The sequence below is a fragment of the Clostridium sp. CTA-5 genome, assembly GCF_054768135.1.
This window is the reverse complement of sequence record NZ_BAAAAT010000003.1, coordinates 78,038-103,150: the sequence shown is the minus strand read 5'-3', so window position 1 is coordinate 103,150 and position 25,113 is coordinate 78,038. Positions and strand designations below refer to the sequence as shown.

Annotated in this window: 23 protein-coding genes; 2 read left to right on the top strand and 21 right to left on the bottom strand. The window is 26.4% G+C overall.

Annotated features, from left to right (window positions below; genetic code table 11):
• Nucleotides 1–128 precede the first annotated feature (128 nt).
• Genes ACYUET_RS08535 through ACYUET_RS08525 form a run of 3 tightly spaced genes read right to left on the bottom strand, consistent with a single transcriptional unit; the run spans nucleotide 129 to nucleotide 4,267 of the window.
• On the bottom strand, nucleotides 129–1,871 hold the full coding sequence (locus ACYUET_RS08535) for an ABC transporter ATP-binding protein (RefSeq protein WP_460278894.1): 1,743 nt from the start codon (nucleotides 1,869–1,871) through the stop codon (nucleotides 129–131).
• Complete coding sequence (locus tag ACYUET_RS08530) at nucleotides 1,864–3,624, bottom strand: ABC transporter ATP-binding protein (protein WP_460278893.1); 1,761 nt, start codon at nucleotides 3,622–3,624, stop codon at nucleotides 1,864–1,866. The genes ACYUET_RS08535 and ACYUET_RS08530 overlap by 8 nt, the downstream gene beginning before the upstream one ends.
• A 28-nt stretch (nucleotides 3,625–3,652) precedes the next feature.
• On the bottom strand, nucleotides 3,653–4,267 hold the full coding sequence (locus tag ACYUET_RS08525; RefSeq protein ID WP_460278892.1) for a TetR/AcrR family transcriptional regulator: 615 nt from the start codon (nucleotides 4,265–4,267) through the stop codon (nucleotides 3,653–3,655).
• 543 nt (nucleotides 4,268–4,810) lie between these two features.
• Between ACYUET_RS08525 and ACYUET_RS08520 the strand changes: the two genes are divergently transcribed.
• Nucleotides 4,811–5,347 (top strand): RICIN domain-containing protein, encoded by a 537-nt coding sequence (locus ACYUET_RS08520; RefSeq protein ID WP_460278891.1) that lies wholly within the window; start codon nucleotides 4,811–4,813, stop codon nucleotides 5,345–5,347.
• A 520-nt stretch (nucleotides 5,348–5,867) separates the two neighbouring features.
• Here the strand turns inward: ACYUET_RS08520 and rlmD are convergent.
• The 4 genes from rlmD to ACYUET_RS08500 all read right to left on the bottom strand — a co-directional run bounded on the left by rlmD (nucleotide 5,868) and on the right by ACYUET_RS08500 (nucleotide 9,349).
• Complete coding sequence (gene rlmD, locus ACYUET_RS08515; protein WP_460278890.1) at nucleotides 5,868–7,220, bottom strand: 23S rRNA (uracil(1939)-C(5))-methyltransferase RlmD; 1,353 nt, start codon at nucleotides 7,218–7,220, stop codon at nucleotides 5,868–5,870.
• A 27-nt stretch (nucleotides 7,221–7,247) separates the two neighbouring features.
• Complete coding sequence (locus tag ACYUET_RS08510) at nucleotides 7,248–7,574, bottom strand: RDD family protein (protein WP_460278889.1); 327 nt, start codon at nucleotides 7,572–7,574, stop codon at nucleotides 7,248–7,250.
• A 20-nt stretch (nucleotides 7,575–7,594) separates the two neighbouring features.
• Nucleotides 7,595–8,281, bottom strand: a complete 687-nt coding sequence (locus ACYUET_RS08505) for a hypothetical protein (RefSeq protein WP_460278888.1) — start codon at nucleotides 8,279–8,281, stop codon at nucleotides 7,595–7,597.
• Nucleotides 8,282–8,722: 441 nt separating this feature from the next.
• A complete protein-coding gene (locus tag ACYUET_RS08500) occupies nucleotides 8,723–9,349 on the bottom strand; it encodes a helix-hairpin-helix domain-containing protein (protein WP_460278887.1) in 627 nt (208 codons plus the stop codon).
• A 423-nt stretch (nucleotides 9,350–9,772) separates the two neighbouring features.
• On the opposite strand from ACYUET_RS08500, the gene ACYUET_RS08495 reads away from it, so the two are divergent.
• Nucleotides 9,773–11,038, top strand: a complete 1,266-nt coding sequence (locus ACYUET_RS08495; protein ID WP_460278886.1) for a serine hydrolase — start codon at nucleotides 9,773–9,775, stop codon at nucleotides 11,036–11,038.
• A 95-nt stretch (nucleotides 11,039–11,133) separates the two neighbouring features.
• On the opposite strand, the gene ACYUET_RS08490 is transcribed toward ACYUET_RS08495, so the two are convergent.
• The 14 genes from ACYUET_RS08490 to ACYUET_RS08425 form a co-directional block, all read right to left on the bottom strand.
• A complete protein-coding gene (locus ACYUET_RS08490) occupies nucleotides 11,134–12,033 on the bottom strand; it encodes an RluA family pseudouridine synthase (RefSeq protein WP_460278885.1) in 900 nt (299 codons plus the stop codon).
• A gap of 142 nt (nucleotides 12,034–12,175) precedes the next feature.
• Nucleotides 12,176–13,474 carry an LCP family protein gene (locus tag ACYUET_RS08485; RefSeq protein WP_460278884.1) on the bottom strand — a complete coding sequence of 433 codons (1,299 nt, stop codon included), beginning with the start codon at nucleotides 13,472–13,474 and terminating at the stop codon, nucleotides 12,176–12,178.
• Between the two features lie 353 nt (nucleotides 13,475–13,827).
• The gene (yqeK, locus tag ACYUET_RS08480; protein ID WP_460278883.1) at nucleotides 13,828–14,388 is read right to left on the bottom strand and encodes a bis(5'-nucleosyl)-tetraphosphatase (symmetrical) YqeK; all 561 of its coding nucleotides are present in this window, start codon (nucleotides 14,386–14,388) and stop codon (nucleotides 13,828–13,830) included.
• A 2-nt stretch (nucleotides 14,389–14,390) separates the two neighbouring features.
• Nucleotides 14,391–14,993: a nicotinate-nucleotide adenylyltransferase gene (gene nadD / locus ACYUET_RS08475; protein WP_460278882.1), complete on the bottom strand. Its 603-nt coding sequence runs from the start codon at nucleotides 14,991–14,993 to the stop codon at nucleotides 14,391–14,393.
• Between the two features lie 400 nt (nucleotides 14,994–15,393).
• The gene (gene yhbY, locus ACYUET_RS08470) at nucleotides 15,394–15,690 is read right to left on the bottom strand and encodes a ribosome assembly RNA-binding protein YhbY (RefSeq protein WP_460278881.1); all 297 of its coding nucleotides are present in this window, start codon (nucleotides 15,688–15,690) and stop codon (nucleotides 15,394–15,396) included.
• 137 nt (nucleotides 15,691–15,827) lie between these two features.
• Nucleotides 15,828–17,114 carry a GTPase ObgE gene (gene obgE, locus ACYUET_RS08465; RefSeq protein WP_460278880.1) on the bottom strand — a complete coding sequence of 429 codons (1,287 nt, stop codon included), beginning with the start codon at nucleotides 17,112–17,114 and terminating at the stop codon, nucleotides 15,828–15,830.
• Nucleotides 17,115–17,743: 629 nt separating this feature from the next.
• Entirely contained in the window at nucleotides 17,744–18,043 is a 300-nt protein-coding gene (gene rpmA / locus ACYUET_RS08460; RefSeq protein ID WP_460278879.1) for a 50S ribosomal protein L27, read from the bottom strand.
• A 4-nt stretch (nucleotides 18,044–18,047) separates the two neighbouring features.
• Nucleotides 18,048–18,434 carry a ribosomal-processing cysteine protease Prp gene (locus ACYUET_RS08455; protein ID WP_460278878.1) on the bottom strand — a complete coding sequence of 129 codons (387 nt, stop codon included), beginning with the start codon at nucleotides 18,432–18,434 and terminating at the stop codon, nucleotides 18,048–18,050.
• 4 nt (nucleotides 18,435–18,438) lie between these two features.
• Entirely contained in the window at nucleotides 18,439–18,750 is a 312-nt protein-coding gene (gene rplU, locus ACYUET_RS08450) for a 50S ribosomal protein L21 (protein WP_460278877.1), read from the bottom strand.
• Nucleotides 18,751–19,075: 325 nt separating this feature from the next.
• A complete protein-coding gene (locus tag ACYUET_RS08445; RefSeq protein ID WP_460278876.1) occupies nucleotides 19,076–20,515 on the bottom strand; it encodes an Rne/Rng family ribonuclease in 1,440 nt (479 codons plus the stop codon).
• Between the two features lie 47 nt (nucleotides 20,516–20,562).
• Nucleotides 20,563–21,273, bottom strand: a complete 711-nt coding sequence (locus ACYUET_RS08440) for a TIGR03936 family radical SAM-associated protein (protein WP_460279127.1) — start codon at nucleotides 21,271–21,273, stop codon at nucleotides 20,563–20,565.
• The gene (locus tag ACYUET_RS08435) at nucleotides 21,257–23,110 is read right to left on the bottom strand and encodes a TIGR03960 family B12-binding radical SAM protein (protein WP_460278875.1); all 1,854 of its coding nucleotides are present in this window, start codon (nucleotides 23,108–23,110) and stop codon (nucleotides 21,257–21,259) included. The genes ACYUET_RS08440 and ACYUET_RS08435 overlap by 17 nt, the downstream gene beginning before the upstream one ends.
• Nucleotides 23,111–23,495: 385 nt before the next feature.
• The gene (locus tag ACYUET_RS08430) at nucleotides 23,496–24,143 is read right to left on the bottom strand and encodes a hypothetical protein (RefSeq protein WP_460278874.1); all 648 of its coding nucleotides are present in this window, start codon (nucleotides 24,141–24,143) and stop codon (nucleotides 23,496–23,498) included.
• Nucleotides 24,144–24,591: 448 nt separating this feature from the next.
• The gene (locus ACYUET_RS08425) at nucleotides 24,592–25,104 is read right to left on the bottom strand and encodes a hypothetical protein (protein ID WP_460278873.1); all 513 of its coding nucleotides are present in this window, start codon (nucleotides 25,102–25,104) and stop codon (nucleotides 24,592–24,594) included.
• Nucleotides 25,105–25,113 lie beyond the last annotated feature (9 nt).

Here is a 25,113-nt window from a genome sequence, read left to right as displayed (position 1 = left end):
TCCGTCCTGTCTTTAAATGCTATCAAATGATAGGTTTAAATTATATATTTTTATTGAACTTAATCATTATAAATATTATACCATTTAAAAAAATTAATGATTAAATTAATAAATATATTATTTTCTTTCTATAAATTACTCTTCAATTTCCACCCAATAGATTGTTCACGCTTATTTACAAAGTCAGCATAAATGCCTTGTTGTTTAATTAATTGGTCATGTTTTCCTTTTTGAATAATTTTCCCTTTATCTAAAACAATAATTTGATCTGCATTTCTTACAGTTTTTAATCTATGTGCTATCATAATTATTGTTTTATCCTTAGTAAGTTCTTCAATAGCAGCTTGAAGTCTATCTTCATTTTCTGGATCTACATTAGCAGTGGCTTCATCAAAAATTACAATAGGTGCATTTTTCAACATAGCTCTAGCAATAGATATTCTTTGTTTTTCACCTCCTGAAAGTGAAGCTCCACCTTCCCCTATTAATGTATTGTATCCCTCTGGAAGTTCTGATATAAACTCATCACAGCAAGCTCTTTTAGCTGCATCTATCACTTCTTCATGTGTTGCATTAGGTTTTCCAAACTTAATATTATTTTCAATTGTATCTTCAAAAAGATATACATTTTGAAATACCATACTTATATTAGCCATTAGACTATCTAAAGAATAATCTTTAATATTATTCCCCCCAATAGAAACTGTTCCATCATTTGCATCCCAAAATCTAGCTATTAAGTTACATAAAGTAGTTTTTCCTGAACCTGATGGTCCTATAATAGCAGTCATAGTTTTTTCATTTATTTTTAAATTTACATTTTCAAGTACAAGATGCTTATCATAAGCAAAACTTACATTATTAAATTCAATATCATAGTTTTTAGGTCTAATATATCTTCTTCCTTCATCCATTATAGGTACATTTTCTATTTCTTTTGCTCTATCAATAGATGTTTCTGTCAAATGAAGAATAGCGGTACCATGACCTGCTGATTCTAATTGTGAAAATATAATAAAAGATACTATTAACATCATAAAACAATTAACTAACGTCATTGAATTATTTAAGTAGAAAATAATTGATGATAATATTATTAATATACTAAATAATTTCAATAAAAGTTGTTGCAAAGCCAAATATGGTATTACTGCTTTTTCCAAGCCCAGATTCTTTTTACAGCTTTCTTCTATAGATTTATCTACCTTCTTATCTAATTTATTATCTAAATTAAACGCTTTTACTACACTCATTCCATGAATTGTTTCTAATACACACTCAACTAAATACTCCTGTGCCTTTTGACGTTTAGGTGAATCATTTCTAGTTCTCTTTTCTAATAAAGATGTACTTAAAAGAAAAACTATAATTCCTCCTACTACAATAAGACCTATTCTCCAATCAAATAAAATAACAAACAAAGCAAATACTATTGCATTTATAAATCCACCTAAAGTTTGTACTAAAACTCTAGGTGCACAACTTTCAACATCTGTTAAAACAGTAGTAGCTACACCAGTAATATTTCCTAAACTATTTTTATTAAAATACCCCATTGGTACAACTTTTAGTTTATTACCAATATGAATTCTTTCATTTGCTACCATAAAATATCCTGCATGAGTTCTTTGTAATATTGAAAAATAACTTGTAATTATCTGTCCTACAACACTTAGTAACATAAATCCAAAAGCTAGCCACGCATTAATATACTGATTATCATTATCAATAAAAGCTTTTAAAGTAAAATAAAGTGCATTAATTTGTAGTGCTCCAAAAATCGCAAAAAAGAAAGAAATTATATTAGATTTTTTAATTTGAGATTTTTCATTTCCTGCAAATTGCCATATCTTTTTAAAAACATTAATCATCTATGCCACCGTCCTTTACACCAATATGTGCTTGCCACATATCTTGATACAATTTAGATGTTTTTAGTAATTCTTCATGTGTAGCATTTGCATAAATATTTCCGTTTTTCATCACTATAATTTGATCTGAATCTGTAATTGTAGATAAACGATGAGCTATTACAATTAAAGTTTTTCCAACAACAAGTTTTGAAACTGATTTTTGTATTAATGCTTCATTTTCTGGATCTGTATAAGCAGTAGCTTCATCTAAAATAACAATAGGTGCATCTTTAAGCATAGCACGAGCAATTGCAATTCTCTGTCTCTCTCCTCCTGAAAGATGTCCACCAGCACTTCCAACTAAAGTATCATATCCTTTTTCTAATCCATGTATAAATTCATCACATCCTGCATCTTTTGCAGCTTTTTCAATTTCATAGTCTGTAGCCGTTGGGCACCCCATTCTTATATTTTCCTTAATCGTATCATTAAATAAATAATTATCTTGTGCTACATAAGCAATTTTATCTGCTAATTGAGATTGTGATATGCTTTTTATATTAAAACCACCAATGCTTACTTCCCCTTCAGAAACATCCCAAAATCCGGCAATAAGCTTAGCAATAGTTGATTTTCCACTTCCAGATGGTCCTACAAGAGCTGTTACTGTTCCCGGCTTTATAACAATATTGATATTCTTTACTGCTGCATCTTTACTGTCTTCATGATAACAAAAAGTTACATTCTTTAATTTTATTGTTGAATCATTAAAATTAACTGGTGAACTTGGACGAATTAATTCCTCTCCTGACAAAATTGATTCCACTTGATTTATAACTGTACCTACTGTAGCAAGATTATCTATAAAATTAGTAACTGCAATAAGTGGACCTGCTATGCTCAAAGATAAAATAATAATAGTTATAAAATCTACAGAAGAAAGACTTCCATTATTATAAAAAATAAATCCTATTGGTAATACTGTTAAAAGAGTAGCTGGACATATTGTAGTATATGCTGACATCTCTAACTGACAGCTTTTCATCCAATTATAAAAATATGAAGCATTATTCTTTACTGCATTAGTATACTTTTCATAAGAATTTGCACTTTGATTAAAAGCTTTAATAACTTCAATACCATTTACATATTCTACTACAGCATTATTCATTTTTTTAGCTGTTTCTACTGACTCTGCATATTTAACTGGATAAGTTTTCATCATACTCATCATACACAGTATCCCAATTGGTAACGTAATTAATGAAACAAGAGCCATACGCCAATCTAAAATAAAAAGATAAATAACTATTAAGAGTGGAACAAGTATATTTGAAGTCATTTCTGGCAATAAATGTGCTAAGGTAGTTTCTAATCCCTCAACTCTATCAACAATAATACTTTTAAATTCTCCTGAAGGAGTATCTAATAAATTTCCCATAGGCATTTTAGATAACTTTGATATAAGCTGCTTTCTAATTTCCATTAAAGTAATAAAAGTCGCCCTATGTGAAATACTAGTTGATATACTTGAAAAAATAACCTTTCCTATATAACCTAGACCTGCAATTCCACACCACTTTAAATAAAATGATAACTCTTTTCCTCCATTAAGCAATTCTATAATTATTTGTATTACAGCAAAATATGGTATAAATCCACTTGCAACACCAATAACAGCAAATATGATAGACTCAACATATTTTGTTTGCTCTGATCCTGAAAATTTTTTAAGAGAACTAAATGTAGTATCCTTTTGCTTTTTTTTCATAAAATATATACCTCCACTTTTTTATTTACTACTTAAAAATATCCTTCCAACCAACTTCAAAAAATCTTTTTAATTGGTTTACATATTTATGTGCATTCTCTCTTGTCATCTTATGTACAACTATTTCGAATATGCCAGTATAAAAGGAACTACTTAACATATGCATAAGTTCTGGTGTTATTCTTTCAGATAAAAGTGCATCACTTTCTATAGCTTTAATAAATTTTATAGTGTATTCTATCTCTATTTCTACCAAATCATGGATAAACATTGAGTATTCTGTTCCTTCCGAGCAACTAATCAATAACGTAAATATATCAAAATTATCATATATATAATCCACAAAATTTTCCATTTTTTCTTTAGAATAATTAAATGCTTCTTCTTTCTGAATATTATTTGGAAGTTTATGAAAATTTTCTTGAGATAACCAGAACCATTGTTTTAAATTTTCAACTACTGGTACAACAATAGCGTTAAATAAACCTTTCTTATCTGAAAATCTAGTATATATTGAACCAGTGCTTGTCTTTGCATTTTGAGCAATAGTACGTAATGAAGCATCTTTAAAACCTTTTTTTAAAAACTCAACTTTAGCACATTCAAGTACTTTTTCATATACACCTTCAATTTGTTTAGCCATAAATATCCTCCTAATCCTACATATTCATAACACTGTTTTAAATATACTTTAATTGATAATAATTGTCAATATCGTTTTATTTTTTTCTTCTTTATTTTGTATTCAATCTTCTAAATAACTAATATTTATTTAATATGTAATAATATCTAAAAAGCTCACAAGTAAAGCCTGTGAGCTATAAAATCAACTTTAAAACTACTTTCATATGAATTGTGTAAATTATAATTTTATCTATAAATTTTTATTGTTTATTCACAATATTTAACTTATTTGGTATAATAAAATTTAGGCTATATTTAAATTTTAAACAATTGATATTTTTAATAGATAAAAAAATCTCTAAGCGACTGTAAAGCGTTGATTTTTTTAGCCATGCACCCTTTCCAAACGTAGTGCAGGAATAATGGTTCGGCATATGATTATTTTTTATTCTTTAGGTGGTACTTATAATACCTCTAAAACAAGATATTCTAGAAGTTATCTACAGATTTTAAAATATATAATTTCCTAAATAATAAAAAAGCATAAGGATGTGATTAGATAATGAAGAAAAAGATATTATCAAAAATGATTTTTACTCTTTGTACAGCGACATTATTATTTATTACTACAAATTCTAGTATACCTGCTTTTGCTTCAGATGCTATTATTTCTGGACAAACTTATAAGATTATTAATGTTAATAGTGGAAAAGCCTTAGACGTATATGCTGCTGGACGAGATAACTTTACTAATGTTGATATTTATTCTGATAACGGTACAGGAGCTCAGAAATGGAAAGTAATTGTAGATTCTGATAAACTATGTAAATTAATTAATATAAATAGTGGAAGAGTTCTTGATGTATATAGTAGAGGACTTTCTGATTATGCTAATGTAAATATCTATGATGATAATGATACAGACGCTCAAAAATGGAGAATATTATATAACAATGATGGAAGCTATAAATTAATTAATGTTGGTAGCAATAAAGCTCTTGATGTATATGCTGCCGGAACTGAAAACTATACTAATGTTGATATTTTTACCGATAACGGTACAGGTGCTCAAAAGTGGAAATTTATCGCGATTGATTAATCTAAAATAGCAAGTCAAAATACACTGTATATTGACTTGCTATTTTTATTTATATGAATCTTTAACTATCACTTCTATTACTGTACAATTAAAATAAACTCTTGCTTTTTCACGCCCTTCAACCCCTGATTCCCTCGTTGCCCTTTAAAATAAAGTCTTGCTTTTCTTCGTTAGTTTTCTCCATTTTATTCCATCTTGATGAAGCAGAACTTTTTTAAATTGTAATAAAGTCTTGCTTTTTTTCAATTTATTTTCTCAAGCATTTCTCAACTATTTGATAGTTTCTTCAAGCATTTTCTCCCGTTTTCCCCTCTCCTTTTTATCCCTCTGCCCCTTGATAATCAATGAGTTCAACCTTTTTATCAAACTCTTTTCTCCTTCATTTTCTCAACCTTTTTCTCTTGCATTTTGGGTATGCAAAAAGCTCACAGGCTATGCCTGTGAGCTCTTAAATCAATTCTTTTTTTAATTGAGTCAAATCTTTTTTATAAAAAGCAGAGCTTTATTTTGTTAGTACAAATTACTTAGTTAATTTAACAACTACTTCTGCATGAGGTGTATTGGGGAACATGTCTTTCACTTTGGTTTGTATTATTTTATATCCTCTTTCAGTTAGTACTTTAAGATCAGTAACTAAAGTCTTAGGATTACATGAAACATATATTATTTCTTTTACATTAAATTTTATTACGTAATCTAAAGCCTTTGGATGTACTCCACTTCTTGGCGGATCTAATATTATTATATCTGGTTTATCTTTAACTGTTTTTATTATTTCCGCTACATCACCCGCTAAGAATTCACAGTTATTTAATCCATTAAGTTTAGCATTTTCTTTTGCAGCTTCTACTGCTTCTTCTATAAGTTCAATTCCTACAACTTTCTTAGCAGTTGGTGCTACTATTTGACCTATTGTTCCTGTTCCACAGTAAAGGTCAAATACTACTTTATTTTCTGCACTTCCCATAAACTCTCTAACTATTGAGTAAAGACTTTCTGCACCTTTTGTGTTGGTTTGGAAAAATGAAAATGGTGATATATTAAATTTTAGTCCTAATACTGTTTCTTTTATATAGTCTCTTCCATATAAAATATTAACTTTTTCAGGAATTACGGCATCAGAAAAAGAATTATTTTCTGTATGAAGTATTGATACTAATGTACCTTTATACTCTTGTGACTTTAATAATTCAACATACTCACTTAAGTCAAAATCTATTTGAGTAGTTGTCACTAAATTTATTAATATTTCACCAGTATTTTGAGCTTTTCTTATTACAAGATGTCTTAAATATCCTTCTCTTTTCATAACTCTGTAGTAAGGTAAATCTTGTTTACCAAAATAATCTGCTGTTAATCTAATTATTTTTCTATAATCTTCATCAACTATTTTACAATGGTCTACAGTCATTATTCCAAAAGATTTAGCTCTCATATGCATTCCTACTGAAAGCTCTCCACCTTTTTCTTCATCTCCAAACGTAAACTCCATCTTATTTCTATATTCCCATTGGTTTTCACTACCTAGAACCCCTAAATATTCTCCTGTAGTTACATCAGCCTCATTAAATAATGCCTTAACTTCTTCTCCTAAAAATTCTAGTTGTTTTTCATAAGGTAAAGTTTGTGATGAACAACCACCGCATACTCCAAAATGTGGACATGGTGCGTCTATTTCATACTCTGATCTTTCATCTACACCTATTAATTTTACTTCTGAATATTCTTTTCTATTCTTTTTAACTCTTCCTGTTATAACTTGACCTGGAAAAGCATTTTTTACATATATAATTTTATCTTCTAAAGTTCCTATTCCCGTCGATGGAAATTGTGATTTTTCTATTTTAACCTTTACTTCACTGCCTCTTTTCATTTGCTCTCTCCTATAATTTAAAATTCTTTAACCTATATTAAAAACTCTTTGTCCTATACTTTTCTTACCTTTAGTATTTCCTATTATTGATGAATATAAAACATTAACTATATAATAGAATATTAGTAAAAATCCTAATGGCATTAATATATTATATCCTATAAATTTTAATATAAATTGAAAAATTACTAATACAATGCCTGACATTGCAAGTACCACTAACTGATCAATTACATTAGAAAGCATCTTTACAAAAAATGATGCCTCTTTATTATTATTTTCTTCATCTTGTTGTTTGTTTAATTTAACCTCTTTTTTTTCAATTTCACTGATATTATTTTTTTCTTCATTCATAATTCTTCCCCCTTATGCTACTATTCTACAATCATATCTGGATTTTTAAAATCATACTTTTTAGTAGCTAATTTATATATTATGTAATCTTTATTTACCATAATTTCTTCTTTTAAACCATCTATATTATTTTCTATAATAAATTCTGATTCACCATTTTTTAATCTACTAATTATTTCTTTATTTATTGATGAATAATCTCTATCTGTTTTACCAGTAAATGTTTCTATATATCTTTTAAAAGATGTTTTTCCTAAATCAAAATCACTATTTTCAATAGCTCCCTTACTATCAAATTTTAAGCTTAACTTTAATTCTATTTGACCTGATGATAACTCTTCATGAAATATTTTCATTCCAAAATACATACTTTCCATTCTATTTGCTTGTGGCTCTTTATTATCAAAATATATTGATTTTGTATTTATCACTTGATCATTTTCTTCTTTTACTACATCCTCTTTAGAATAATCTAATCCAAGTTCTTTTGTTATTTGTTCCATTTTATATAAATAAGAATTAAAAAAACTCTTAGTTTGATCTAAACTATAATTTTTTGCCCATGATCCCTCTAAATTTTCATTCTTTTGTTCTGTTGTTTTAGCATTAGTATCTTTTTCTTTATCGTTACCTTTAATATTAATACACCCTATTAATGATGTGGAAATTAATAGTGTAATTATTATACTGCAAATTTTTTTGGACATTAGAAAATCCCCCTAATTTTATATATTTATTTTAAAGTTAGATTATAAAAATTAGTAGTTTAATTTTTAATTAATTCATATATTTTAACTTCTACATTATATATTTTTAAAATACTATTCTAATATGTTGGAATATTTTATTGTCTATATAAAATATTCAAGCAACCTTTAACTTTAACTTCCTTTTGTGTACTTTAAAGTATTTATTAGAACATACTTAGAATTATTTTTCAATTAATTTTTAAAATCTAAATTAACTAACATTACCTATCTAGAATACCACATTACAAAAATATATTGTATCATTATTATATTTCAAATATGTGACAATAGAAAAAATATTTGATACTATTAAAAAATTTATATATATTCTAAGATTATATTAATGAACAAACTTTAGGCACATGAAATAAAATAATAGATCAAAGAGGCGTTGTATATTTAAACTTCAATCTCATTTTTTAATTTTTCAAACATCTTCTCTCCAATACCATCTATATTTTTTAAATCTTCAATTGAATTAAATGAACCAATATTTTCTCTATATTCAATTATCTTTTTTGCTTTAGCATCCCCTATACCCGTTATTTTCTTTAACTCTTCCATTGAAGATGAATTTATATTTATTTTTCCATTGCTATTTAAAGAACTTCCTGTACTATTTGCAATTTCTCCTTTTTTTAATACTTCATCTTTATTACTTATATATATTAATTCATGATTTTGAAGTTTTTTAGCTCTGTTTATATTTGATATTTCAGCATTCTCTGTAATTCCACCAGCAATATTAATAAGATCTTTAACTATAGAATCATCATTTAATTCATAAACGTCTGGTTTATTTACTTCCCCTTTTATTTCTACAACTATTTTTTTATTCTTTACATCTTTAATCTCTTCTTTAACATGGTTTGTTTCAGTTTCTAAGGTATTATCTTCAACAAATATAGAAGTATTATCATTCTTCTTTAATCCTTTAGATCCTCCTCTAATATATGTAAAGATACTTATTGCTAATATTATAAGTATTACTACAATTATACCTATTTTCTTTTTTTCTTTATCCATATATATCTTTTTACTTAAATGCTAATTTATATATTTAAGCAATATTCTCCTTCCTTTTATATTTATTTTTAAATAAACATTAATGTATACCTTCTTATTAAATTAATGAACAAATTTTATTGTAATTTATATATTTTTAATATTAACTTTGTTTATTAAGTATTTAATATTAATTCTTCACTTAAAATATTACTTATATACCATTTAATGTAATAAATTAAGATTTTTATAGCACATTAATGTTTTTTTTGGTAAAATAAAATTTATAATAATAAAATTTATAATATTTATGTTGTAATATGATTTCTACAATCAAATTTTAAATTTAATTTTGAATTATATTTAACAAAATGAGTTAAATAAATATAGAATTTAAATTGCAATATATATAATAAAAATATGTAATATATTATGGAGAAGAATATGAAATACATTTTGAAAGTACTTAATATACTTGTTTTAAGTTTATTTTTATTTCCAGCTATAAACTCTTATGCACTTGTAACTCCTCCAGAAATAAATGCTGAAGGATGTGCATTAATAGATGCTTCTACTGGGAAAATATTATATAGCAAAAATAGTGATAAATTATTAGAGCCTGCATCAACAACTAAGGTTATGACTGCACTAATTACTTTAGAGAAGTGCTCATTAGATGAAGAAGTTACTATTCAAGAAGATTTTACAAAAATTGATGGTACAACTATAGGACTTTTAAAAGGTGATGTAGTAACTGTAAAAGATCTTTTGCTAGGACTTTTATTAGAATCTGGAAATGATGCAGCTAATGCTTTAGCTTGTCATGTTTCTTCATCAATTGAAGATTTTTCAGTACTTATGAATAAAAAAGCAAAAGAACTTGGTGCCTTAAATACACATTTTAAAAATCCTAGTGGGTTGCCAGATCCTGAGCACTTAACTACAGCAGAAGATTTATCTTTAATTATGAGTGAAGCCGTTAAAAATAAGGAATTTTTAAATATTTGTAATGTGAAATGTTATGAAATTCCAATTAAAAATGATTCATCTAGAAAGATTTGGGTTAATAATAAAAATTATATGATAAATCCTATGTCAAAATATTATTATCCTTATACTATAGCTGGTAAAAATGGTTATACCACAAAATCTAATCATACATATACAGTGTCCGCTGAAAAAGATGGTCATGTAATAGTTGCTTCTTTTCTTAATGCTTTAGATAAAAATAAAAATTTTGAAGACATGAAAAATATTTTAAATTATGGATTTGATAATTTTGATTTTATTAATCTTTATAAAGAAGGACAACAAATAGATAGTTATAAAATTAATGATGAACTTACAGTTCCTCTTATTGCAACAAAAGACATAGATTATGTTGTCCCTAAAGATGAGAATAAAAATGCAACTCCTCATATTGATATAGAAGAAAAAAACTTATCTAAAGCTTCTTTTAATAAAGGCGATGTAATTTTAAAAGGAAATGTTTATATAAATAATGAAAAATTATGTACAGTAGATTTAGCGTCTGGTATTTCTAGACAATATAATATTAAAGAAGATATAACAAATTTTTTTGATAAATATAAAAAGAAGATAATAGTTGGAGGTAGTGTTTTAGGAATATCATTACTTGGAATATCAACTTATTTAATAGAAAAAAAGAAGAAGAAAAGAAGAAAAAAAAGAACTATTAGAAATAACTAGTTCTTTACCTAAAATTAATACTAATTTTAATAAAGGTGTTAAAAAATAATAAAAAGGATTTTATACTAAATTTAGTGTAAAATCCTTTTTATTATTTATTTTATTTTTTGCAATAACTCAGTCATATCCTCTGGCAAATCTGCTCTTAAAGAAAGTAATTCACCTGTTCTTGGAGAATTAAAATCTAATCCATATGCGTGTAATGCTTGACGCTTTATTAAATCCTCTTCTTCCTCACCATGTCCATATAAAGTGTCTCCATAAATGGGATGCCCTAAATGACTTAAATGAACTCTTATTTGATGAGTTCTACCAGTTTCTAAAAGACATTCTACTAAATCTCCGTCCTTAAAGCTTTCAATAACTTTATAGTGAGTTATACTTCTTTGCCCTCTTTCATCAACTATTCTCATAGTTCCATATTCTATTCCTTCTGGTCTATAAATAGGTAAATCTATTGTTCCTTCCTTATCTTTTAAATTACCATGAACTATAGCTAAATACCTTTTTTGTACTTTTTCTTTCATATTTTTAGATAACATTCCATGTGAAAACTGATTTTTAGCTATGATAATAAGTCCAGAAGTATTCATATCTAATCTTGAAACTAATCTAACTATACATTTTTGGTCTGTTTCCTGAAAATAATTTAACACTCCATTTGCTAATGTCCCATTTTGATAATTTTTTGTTGGATGAACTATCATAAAAGGTCTCTTATTAAGTACTAAAATATCATCATCTTCATAAACAATATTTAAATCCATTTTTTCTGGAGTTATATCCTGTCCTTCATCTTTTTCTAAATCTATTTTTATAATATCATTATTTTTAATCATGTAGTTCATTCTAACTACTATATCATTAACAGATATTCTTTGATCTTTTGAAGCACTTCTTATTAATCTTGTAGATAATCCAAGATTTTCTTTTAAATACTCCTTTATTTTAATTCTATCTTCAACACCTTTAACTTTTTCCTGCAAAATACTCATATAATTAAAATTCTCCCTCTTAAGAATGCTTTACTAATAATCTATATTTTAAAATATTTTTGATATTATAGTATAAGGGCGAACTGGCACTATAGTATCAACATTTACTTAAAACATAACTATTTTATTAAAACGTTCTTGTTTATTCTCCAAAGTTTTTAAAATCTTTACCTAATATTATGACTATATCATAATCTTTGTATTCTAATTTATCTGGTTTTTCTTCATGTTTTCCAATCTTTATATCTTTATCAATCATACTTAGTATAACTTCATTATTTGATAAAATAGAACTTTTACTTCTTTCTTCAATATTTCCAGTATCAATTCTCGTATATCCAAGTTCATTTAATTGTTGTTTTAACCCTGCTGCTAACCCATTTATTTTAGTAGCATTTAATATTTTTATCGTAACATCTTTCTTTGATAAATCAGAAATATCTTCTCCTGATGACGATAATGATGCTACTATGCTCTTATTTAAGTTTTTATCAAATATTAAAAATGACTCTCCATTTATTGTTTTTGGTATTCCTTGTGCTGTTTTCATTGTCATTTCTTCAAGCTTTATTCTCATAAATTTAACTCCATAGGATATAATCTTACTAGTTGGCATATTTGTTTCTATATTATCACCTAAGGCCTTAAAAATACTAGGTAATCTAAATAAAATCAATGGACTTGTACATTTTTTCACTACTTTTGAAATAAACTTTTGTTGATTTTCTATTCTATCTAAATCTCCATTGGCAAATCCAGAACCATCATTATTTTTTCTCCATCTAAAAAATTCTTCTGCTTTTTGCCCATCTAATTTAACGGTTTCTCCTGCTTTAAAATTAATATGAAGATTTTGTCCCTCATCATCATATATCATATTTCTTTCTATCGGCATCTTGATGCCTCCAATTGAATCAATAAATTCCCTAAATGCATTATAATCTATTTTAACAATATAATTTACATTTACACTAAGTAACTTTTCTACTTCTGTTTTTATTCGTTCTTCTCCACCTATCGCATAAGCAGAATTTATTTTAAAGTTTTTCCCATTAACCTGTATTAATGTATCTCTTGGAATTGAAACTAACTGTAACTTTTTATTATCCGGATTATAATTCAATACAATTATAGTATCTGTTCTTTTTATAGAAGCATTTTCTGGTTGGTTTGGATCCCCTATATCAGTTCCAAGCAAAAGAATGTTTACAGGCTTGCTAGATGATACTTTAGTTGCTTTTATCATATTATTATCATTTATTTTTCCCAAAAATAAAAATGCCGAAATAAAAAATACTATAATAAAAGTTATTACTAATGCTATCGCTGCTAAAATTAAATTTTCTATAATGTTTTTAAATGTAAAGTTTTTTATATTAAAATTTTTTAGACTAAACTTCTTTTTAGCGGTTTTATTTTTCTTTAATTTTTTTCTCCCCACGTTAATCCCCCTTATACCAAAAAAATTATTATATTGCTTATCCATATTAATAACACTTAATATTCTATTCTTAATTCAAAGATATAAATATATAAGTTCCAATATAGTTTATTCATTAGTTAATTAGTAAAACAAAGAACTTATATAGAAAATTTATTATATATATGATTATAAATAGATAATATTAATATAAATAAGAATTTTATTGATATTATACAGAGATTTATCTTAAACAATTTCTCAAATAAAAATATTTATAACTTTTGCTATATTTTAAGCAAATTTTCATGTCCATGAGCTTCATACTACAATATAAACACTATTTTAAATATAGCCTTATTTTTTATAAATTACTAAAGAATAAAATAATTTCTTGCTTTAATTGTATTTAAATCAATTAACATATTTTTATTTAATAAATCTTTAATACTTTCAGATAAACCATATATAACACCTTTATCTAAATTTTCAAATGTAAGTTGTCTTATTTTTTCTACTCCTGGAAAATTTCTATTAGGTTCAATCATGTCAGCAATATATATTATTTTAGTTAAAATAGACATGTTTTCTTTACCAGTTGTATGCCATCTTATTGCATCTAAAATTTCATTATCTTCAATTTTTAATTTTTCTTTTGCTTCTATAGGTGCAATTATACTATGCCATAAATTAAAATTTTTCTTCTCAACTTCTGATAATAAAATATTATTTTCATTTATTATTTCTTCCATCTTATCCTTACTTAAATTCTTAGCCACATCATGTGCAAGTGCTGCAATTTCTGCCTTTTCCTCTGAAATTCCATTAAGTTTAGCTAAAGCTTTTGCAGTTTCTACTACTCCTAATGTATGTTCATATCTATTAGGTTTTAAATTATTTTTAAGATATTCGTTTATTTCTTTTATGGATAACAAGTTTAATCCTCCCTGTATAATTCATTTTTTTCTATAAAATTTACAACTGAATTAGGCACAAAAAAATCTATTCTTTCTTTATCTTTTATTCTTTTTCTTATATCTGTAGATGATATTTCAAGTTGATTTAACTTTAAAACAGTTATGTCTACCTCATATTTTTTTTGAATATATTCCTCTTGCTTAATTAATTGATCATTATTTATTCCACCTCTTGTAAAAACCACAAGATTACATAATGATAATATTTTAGAGACATTTTCCCATTTTTCTATATCTATTAAACAGTCAGCTCCTGTAATAAAAAATAACTCTCTATCTTTAGATTTTAAATGTTCTAATGTTTGATAAGTAAAACTTAACCCATTTTTTTCTATTTCATAACTTGAGATAGAAAATTCATTATAATCTTGTATTGCTAAGTTAACCATCTCATATCTTAGAGAAGCATCAGTAATACATTTCCCGTCTTTATGTGGTGGATTACCAGCTGGCATAAAAATTACTTCATCTAAATCCAACTGTTTTTTGGCCTCATATGCTATATATAAATGTGCATAATGGATTGGGTCAAATGTACCTCCTATTATACCATATCGTTTCATTTTATTGCCTCCTACACACCTATGAATAAAGATTTCTATCTCTCAGTTGAAGACAATCTACACCTGAAATTAAGAATTCTGTTTATAGTTCCGTTCTATTGTTTATTATATCACGAAGTAATATTATATATTAACCATAAAAAAATCACCCTCTTTTCAAATTTAATTTTTATTTGAAAAGAAGGTGATATAAATATTATTGATATTGTAATATAAGGGCGAACTGGCATTGGAATTTACTTTTTAGAACTATTAATGAAGATTTGTATAATTAATTGCTTGTCAGCAATCTTTGATTGGGAGCATGCATTAATTGGACTAAGCTTTATTTTAGAGTTCTTAAAGTAAATTCCTCTGTCCATGAGCTTTATACTACAATATCAATGTGTAATTAAAATATTTATTTTGTAGGTAATTCTATTTTAGGTTTATTTTTTGATTTTTTATATAAAACCATTTTATTACCGATTGCTTGAACGCCTTCACATCTAACAGCCTTACATATTAAATCTGAAGTTTCTCTTGTATCCAAACCACTATTTTCTAAAACTTTTATCTTTATTAATTCTCTTTTTTCTAAAGCTTGTGTAACTTGTTTTAAGAAGTTTTCTTCTATTCCATTTTTCCCAACTTGGAATATTGGAACTATATCATTAGCTAAACCTCTTAAATATGCTCTTTGTTTACCTGTTAACATTTATTTTCCTCCTTAAAACTACATAGTTCATAACTTAGACTATGTAGTTTGAAACCATTTGTTTTTCGCTATATTTTAAATGAATGTTAATATTTTAGTATAATGGCGAACTGGCATTAAAACATAGCCATTTTTTATTATAGTAGATATTCAAATTCAAAATCATTTAATCTTACTACATCTTCATCTTGTATGCCCATTTCTCTTAATTCATCCATAATTCCTTTGTTCTTAAGTACTTTATGGAAGTATCTTAATGAATCTGAATCATGTATATTTACAGCACTTAATAATCTATCTACAAATGAGCCTGAAATAACATAAGTATCGAACTCTTCTCCTTCTTCAATAGAAATAGTATATGTAAATCTTTTTTCTTCTGGTATATACATTTCATCTTCTGAAATTTCTAATTCTCTAATTGGAATATTCTTTAACATTCTAGCTGCTTCTTTTATAACTTCGTCTACACCATCTCTTGTTGCTGCTGACATTTTGAAAACAGTCTTAAATCCTAATTCTTGAACTTTCTTCTTAAAGTCTTCAAAAACTTCATCATCATAAAGTAAATCTGTTTTGTTTGCTACAACAATTTGTGGTCTATCCCAAAGCTTAACAGAATACTTCTTTAATTCTTCATTTATTTTAACGAAATCTTCAAAAGGCTCTCTTCCTTCAACTCCAGAAATATCAACTATATGAATTAATAGTCTTGTTCTTTCTATATGTTTTAAGAATTGTATTCCAAGACCTACACCTTCTGCTGCACCTTCAATTATACCTGGGATATCTGCCATAACAAACGGCTCTATACCATCAACTGCAACTACTCCTAAATTTGGCTTAATAGTAGTAAAGTGATAATTAGCTATCTTTGGTTTTGCTTTTGTTGTCATTGATAATAATGTTGATTTACCTACATTAGGGAATCCTAATAAACCTACATCAGCTAATAATTTTAATTCTAAAATTATTGATATTTCTTCTCCTGGCATTCCCGGTTCAGCAAAATGTGGTGCTTGCCTTGTTGGAGTAGCAAATTTAGCATTTCCCTTTCCACCTTTTCCGCCTCTTAATAATACGAATTCTTGATCTCTATGTGAAAGGTCTACAATTACTTTATTACTTTGCTCTTCTCTTATAATAGTTCCCATAGGTACTTTTATAATAAGATCTGACCCATCTCTACCATAGCATTTAGAACCGCCTCCATTTTGGCCATCTTCTGCTATGAATTTCTTTTTATACTTAAAATCTAATAATGTAGTAATTCCAGTATCAACTTTAAATATGATACTACCACCATCACCACCATCACCACCATCTGGACCTCCAAGTGGTACATATTTTTCTCTTCTAAATGAAACGGCTCCATCTCCGCCTTTTCCTGATTTTATAAAGACCTTGGATTTATCTATAAACATATAATCACCCTCCTTAAATAAATTGTCTTAAACAAAATAATGTATCAAAATATATTTTTTATTATTTAGTATTTCATTTGAGTTTACACTTTATTATAATACACTAAAATCTAATTAAATTCTTAACATAAATAAAGTATTTAAATCATTAAGAATTTTTGACTCACTATACTTTTATCCAAAAAATATATTTTATTTATTAATACATATTTTGTTTATTAATGATTCTTACCTATATCTATTAAATACATCAAATAATCCTAAAAATATATATTTTATTTTAAACAAGTAAACAAAATTAGTTAATAATTATAAACTATTAGCTGAATTTATTTACAAGGTATGATTTTAAATTAAAATATGTAAGTATAATGTCTATTATTTTTATAAATATACTTTAATGAATTATAATTGCAATATTTATGTAAATTAAGGCACATAAAATAAAATAACAGATTAAATATACTTTAATATATTTTGTATCAGACAAGTATGCAAGTTTACGTTGCCAAAACAGTATAAGCCAAATAAGAGCTATGCTGGTCTGTTATTTTCTAATGTGCCTCAGAATATAATATATATATAACTTAAAAAGCACCCTTTTAAAAAGGGTGCTTTATTAAAAATAATTATTCAGCTATTGCTTCAACGTCTGTTGGGTAAACACTAGCTTTTTTCTTATCCTTACCCATTCTTTCAAATCTAACTATTCCGTCGATTTTTGCGAATAAAGTATCATCTTTACCCCTTCCAACGTTGTTACCTGGATGTACCTTAGTTCCTCTTTGTCTTACTATGATATTTCCAGCAAGAACAAATTCTCCGTCTGCAGATTTAACTCCTAATCTCTTTGATTCTGAGTCTCTACCATTCTTAGAACTACCTACTCCTTTTTTGTGAGCGAATAATTGAAGGTTCATAATTAACATGTGACTACACCTCCTCTTTCAATAAAGTTATATACTCTTTACGTTTTTCACTTCCAAACATTTGATCTAAACCTAAAATTACACTTTCTAAGCTTTTTTCAAAAGTCTTTAGTAAAACCTGCGATTGTTCTATTTCTTCTTTGTTAAAATCATTAAGATCTAACTTTAAGTATCCATCATTGATTTCATAAGTTGAATTAAGTTTTAAAACTTCATCCAATCCAATAATTACACTTTGTGATAAAACTGAAACAGAATTACATATCATATCAAAGGTCTCACCAACTAACGAAACATCATTTCTGAAATCTCTATCACCTGGTACTGCGTGATTATTGATTACAAATCCAATAATATTACTACTTTTATAATTAAAGGTTACTTTAATCATAAAATTAAGCTTCTATCTTTTCGATTACTAACTTAGTGTAAGGTTGTCTGTGTCCATTCTTTCTTCTGTAGTCTTTCTTAGATTTATACTTGAAAACTACAACTTTCTTTTGCTTGCCTTGAGCTGCAACTTTAGCTACAACCTTAGCTCCTTCGACAACTGGTGCACCTACTTTTATAGTTTCACCATTTCCTACTGCTAGAACTTCTGTTAATTCAACTGTTGAGTCAACTTCAGCGTTAAGTTTTTCAACGTATATTACGTCTCCTTCTTGAACTCTGTATTGCTTTCCTCCTGTTGCTAATACTGCGTACATTAAAACACCTCCTCAATAACGGTCTCGCCACTTTCGGTACAAAATATTATTTTGTTTACTAAAAAACCTTACGTGAGCGGTCTACAAAAGCCATTTTATCACATTATCGTTTTTTTGTAAATTAAAATCGACGAATTTATATATTTTTTTATGCATAATTTATTAAAAGTTAAGTAAATCTTGATATTTTATTAGTAAGTACAATCTTAAATTAGAGTTATTTTTTAGAACTCTTAATCAAGAATCAAAAAAATGAAAATATAAATTTTATATTTTGTCTTAAACTTACATAATCAAATATATAAGTTTCAATAAAATTTATACATTAATTTAATGTAACTTTATAGCTAGATACATTATCTTTTTGACTTTGAAAAATTAATGGCTCAACTTTAAATCCTTCTATATTGTCTACATAATTTAAATAAATTTCTTTATTAAGGCCTTCAATTTCTGTTATAAAATTAAATAAATCACCTTGAATTCTTTCTTTATAAATACTATCTACTTCTATATAAAAACACTCTATTGAATTTTCTTCTTGTATCCTTAAAATTTCATTTCTTATAAGACCTTGAATATAAGAAAGTTTTAAAATCATACCATTACCCTTACATAAGCCACAGTCTTCTTCCATATATTCATATATACTTTTTCCTTGTCTTTTTCTAGCTATTTGAACTAAATCAAGCTCTGTAAATGGGAATATTTTCATATTTCCTTTATCTGATGCTAAACTTTCTTCTAGAGCATCCATAACAATACTTTTTTGTTTTCTATCTCTCATATCTATAAAATCAATAAGAATAATTCCACTTAAGTTTCTAACTCTTATCTGGCTTCCAATTTCTTCCGCCGCCTCTAAATTAGTTTCTAATATAGTCTTATTAAAACTTTTACCTTTTACGTTCTTTCCACTATTAACATCAATCACGTACATAGCTTCTGTTTTATCTATAACTATATATCCTCCACATGGAAGATTAACCTTATTATGTCTTAATTTCAAAAGTTCTTTTTCTAGTCCATAAACATCAAAAAGATTTCTTATTCCAGAATACATCTCTAAAGTTAAGTTTTCTTCTCCTTCAATAAAAGAACCCACTTTATCAAAATCATTTTCATTATCAACATATATCTTAATTGATTCTTTACCAATAGAATTTCTTAAAATCTTAAATAAACTTAAATCTTCTCCATAAAGCTTTTTTATGTCAGGTGAGTATTTCATATTTCTATCTAAATTTTCAAATTCTAAATATAGCTTATTAAGCTCTTTATTAATTTCTTCAATACTAGCATTAGAACCTTCTGTTCTAACAGTTATCCCAACATTATCAATTAATTCTATATTATCTAATATTTCATTTTTCTTTTGCTCATCAGTTATTCTCTTAGAAAAATTTATCCCCTTTTCATAACAATTTAAGACAATATATTTCCCGGGAATACTAACTTTCGAGCTCAACTTTGCACCTTTATCATTTAAAGGTTCTTTAATGACTTCAACTAATATATCTTGACCTTTTTTTAACCCTTTAGCTTTAAGCTCCTCGCTATAGTACATATATCCTTCTTTATTTAATCCTAAATCAATGAATACAGAATTTATTGAAGGAAGAATATTTTTTATTCTTCCCTTATATATTTCTCCTATTATAGGTTCATTTTTCTTTTCTTCAACAATACTTTCTACTAATTTTCCATTTTCTCTTATACCAATACGTAATAAGAATTCTTTTCTTTCTATAAAAATTTCCTTCACCTTGATCACATCCTAAATGCATTTAGATATTATGTTACTTATAGACTTTATTTAAATTCTGCTGCTTTATATAAAGGCAACAGCTTTTCTCCATTTAAAAAGTACATTTCTTCTCTTTTTATTTCAACAAATGATTCTAGTTTTGAATTTGAAATTTTCTCTTGAATATATTTAACAACCAATTCTGGTGCTAAATGTTCTCTACTTCCTGAATTTAATACCATGTTAAGTATTAAATCATTATCCTTAAGCCAAAATTTAAATTCTCTAATCATTGATTTTATATCAACTTCTTTTTCACCTTTTTTACTTTTCTTTATAGTTACCCATTCTTTTTGATTAAGAAGATTATTAAGTTCTTCTTCTAAACTATCCACACTTTGATAAGGAACTTTTACTATATATCTAGCAGCATCAATTAAAGCCATACCTTGTGGAACCTTTTTTTCACCTTCAACATAAGGTATTTTAGTTGCTGTTTTAAATTTTATTCCACTTGATGATACTGCATTTAATCTATCAACTATTTCTTTTTCATCTACTTCTTCTACAAGTACTATATCCATATATTCACCTTCTGAATATACTCCTACTGCTAAAGGTTGTGCAATAGACATAGTCATATGTGGATTAAACCCTCTTGAATATTGTATAGGTAATTCCGCTCTTCTAATATTTTTTTGAATAGTTCTCATTAAATCTAAATGAGAAATAAATTTAACATTTGGTTCTTTAGTATATTTAATTAAGTATCGCACCTTCAAAACATTCTCCTTCTTTAAAATTCACATTAACTCCACATCCTGTGCATCCTTTTCTACAGTTTTGAGTTAATTCTCCTCTTTTAGCTTTTTCATTTTCATTCTCTAGGTATTTTCTATTAACTCCTATATTAATGAAATCCCAAGGTAATATTTCAGAATAGTCTCTTTCTCTATAAACATAGAAATCACCATCTATATTGCATTCTTCTAACGCTTCCATCCATGAATTATAGTTAAAATATTCTGACCATCCATCAAATTTTGCACCTTTTTCAAAAGCTTTTATTAAAACATCACATAGTTTTCTATCACCTCTTGCAAATAGAGCTTCCATAAATGATGTTTTTTGAGCATGATAATTATAATTTATTGCTCTAGATTTTAGTGAACCTTTAACAGCTTGAATTTTATCTCTTACAATCTCCATTCTTTCCATAGGAGCCCATTGGAATGGTGTAAATGGCTTTGGAACAAGAATTGAAGTACTTACTGTAACTCTTAATCCTTTATTTCTAACCCCTTTAGGTACTTCATAATATTTAGCAACTATCTTTTCAGCTAATTCACCAATAGCTATACAATCTTCTATATTTTCATATGGTAAACCAAGCATAAAGTAAAGTTTCATTGAACTCCAACCTGATTCAAATGCACTTTTAGCTGCTTCTAATATTCTTTCTTCGGTTAAACCTTTATTAATTATATCTCTCATTCTTTGAGAACCTGCTTCAGGAGCAAAAGTTAATCCTGTTTTCTTAACCTTTTGAATTTCTTTAATTAAATCAACTGAGAATGCATCAACTCTTATTGATGGCAGAGCTATCGCAACTTTATTTTTCTCATGTTCATTCATTAAATCCTTAATTAAATATTCAATTTCAGAATAATCACAAGTACTTAATGATGCTAAAGAAATTTCTTGATATCCTGTATTATTAACTAATTCTCTAGCTTGTTTTACTAAGTCTTCTCTCTTCTTTTCTCTAACAGGTCTATAAATCATTCCTGCTTGACAGAATCTACATCCATTAGTACATCCTCTAAAAGTTTCTAATACTACTCTATCATGTACTATTTCTGAATAAGGTACTATAAACTTATCTGGGAAATCTACCTTAGTATAATTATTGATAATTCTCTTAGTAACAACCTTTGGTACATCATCATACTTTGGAGTAAATTCTTTTATTGTACCGTCTTCATTATAAGTAACATCATATAAAGATGGCACATATATCCCTTGAATCTTTGATAGTTCTCTTAAGAATTCTTTCTTTTTCCCCTTACCTTTATACTTTTTATAAAGTTCTAAGGCATCATTCATCATTTCTTCGCCTTCACCAATTTCAAAGAAATCTACTATGTCATATAAAGGTTCTGGATTATATGCACAAGGTCCCCCTGCCATAATTATAGGTTCATCTTCTCCTCTTTCAGAAGCTCTAAGTGTTATACCTGACATATCAAGCATATTTAATATATTTGTATAACTCATTTCATATTGTAAAGTGAACCCTAATATATCAAACTTATCTAAAGAATCTTTTGTTTCTAAAGTAAATAATGGTATATTATTTTTTCTCATTTGTTCTTCCATATCTGGCCATGGTGCAAATGCTCTTTCACAATATGTATCTTTTCTTTGATTTATAGTATGATACAATATTCTACTTCCTAAATGTGACATCCCTACTTCATAAACATCAGGGAAACAAAATGCAAATCTTATATCAACTTCTTTTGGATCTTTAATAATCTCATTTAATTCTCCACCAGTATATCTACTTGGTTTTTCTACTTTAAATAAAATATCATCTGAAACTTTATTCATTAAAAATTTCCTCCTTGAAACACTCTAATACGTGCTTATATTTATCTAACTGTATATTCTAAATTTTGGTCAATTTTAAATAAAATAAAAGAAGTATGCTAAGCGTATACTTCTTATTTAATATCCCTATTCTAACACAATTACCTTGTATTTAAAACAATCTTATTCATCCCAATAATAACCATGATTATAAAATGGTTTCTTCTATTTAAATATATATACAAAAAAGCATAAAAAATAATAGACCAACAAAAGAAATCACTATCCAATGTTAGTCTAGATTTTTATAATTAGATTATATATAGGTCTCAGATTTGTTAAATTATATAATTGATACATCATAATTCAGCTACAAAGTTTTACTTATAATTCAAATAAATATTTTCTACTTTAGAGCTTGCTCTATTCCATTTAAAAGTGCTGAATATATAGCATCTTTATATGTATTGTATTGTTTTTTTTCCAATGTTCTTTGAAACTTATCATCTATTTCATAAAAATAATCAATAGCATAATTCATAAGTGTGTTAATCCAATAAGATTCTTTATATACTGTTTTAATATCCATCTCTTTGAATTTTTCAACAGTTTCTCTTGCACATAAATATCCTTCTAGTTCATCATCTTCTATATTACTATATTTATCATAATTAAAAGCTAAAATAGTACAAAATATTATAAAACTTTCAATATCTTTATTGCAATATTCTATTATGTCTTTGGGTGCATATATCTCATCAGCTAATGAAATATAAAATACTTCTTGAGTACTAACTTTTACTGCTATAAAAGCATCTGAATGTCTATATTGTGCTATTTTAATATATTCTTCATCATTTATAAGTTTTTTCTGTATATTATCAATATCTAAAAAATTATATGCTAATTTTCCTTTTGCATTTTTCCCATTAGGCAATCCTACTTTGATGAGAAAATTTATTGTATATTGATCAAATTTATACAAATTTAACTTTTCCTTTTCATATCTAATAAAATTATTGTTCCAATATTTTTCTAATTCTTTAATATTCATAATCAACACTATATTCCTTAGTTACTTTACATAATTAGATATAAGTTCCTTTGATTCTCACCATAATACTCATATATACTTTAATTCTTTGATACAATTTCATAATTCTTTGCTAAAACCCATCCATTTAAACCATATGAAGATGAAATTATATAATAAGAATACTGCTCTTTTAATAATTCTTGTGTTAATTCTTTAATGGTATTATAATCAATTGGCCAGCAAGAGTTTTTTCGTTGCTCTAATAATTTACTGTTATCTTTAATGAATTGATTAATATTATGCTCCTCTATATCAAAAATAGTACTACCAGTTAACTCATTTTCAAAAAAGTGAACTAAGACATCATAAAAGATAATCTGTGTTTTTTAGTAATTTTTTTCTCTTGATATTCAGTATATATTTTACATAAATCTCCATAACATATTCATCCATATATCCCTTAATCCTACCACTTGCACATGGCCTTCCATTCATTAAATAATTGATTTTCCATTACTTCTGGTACTAGCTTCTTAATACAATAAATAAAATCATTATAAAAATCAAAGAACATTTGCTTCACGACCTCATAATCCATATAAAGAATTGAATTATCAATATTCTTACTATAAATGTTATTATATTCTATTAATACTTGGGTTTCACAAAATTGAAAAATAAGTAGACATTCCCTTCCCTGTTCATAGAAATCAATGCTAAACTCTTCCTTGCTTTTTATTCCTCTTACAATTTCATCCATTTGTTCTAATACACATGGTAAATCGCATTTACAATCCATTCCCCAATCATCTGATCCAAATCCACTTACTTTAAATATCACTCTATTTGATTCATGAAAAATTGTACAAATAGCACTCAAAGTACCATCATAATCCTCCTCTTGAATAATATATTCATGTTTATCATTAACTTTTTTAATTTCTTTTGTATCATTAAAATATAATTTAATATTAAACATAATCTCCTC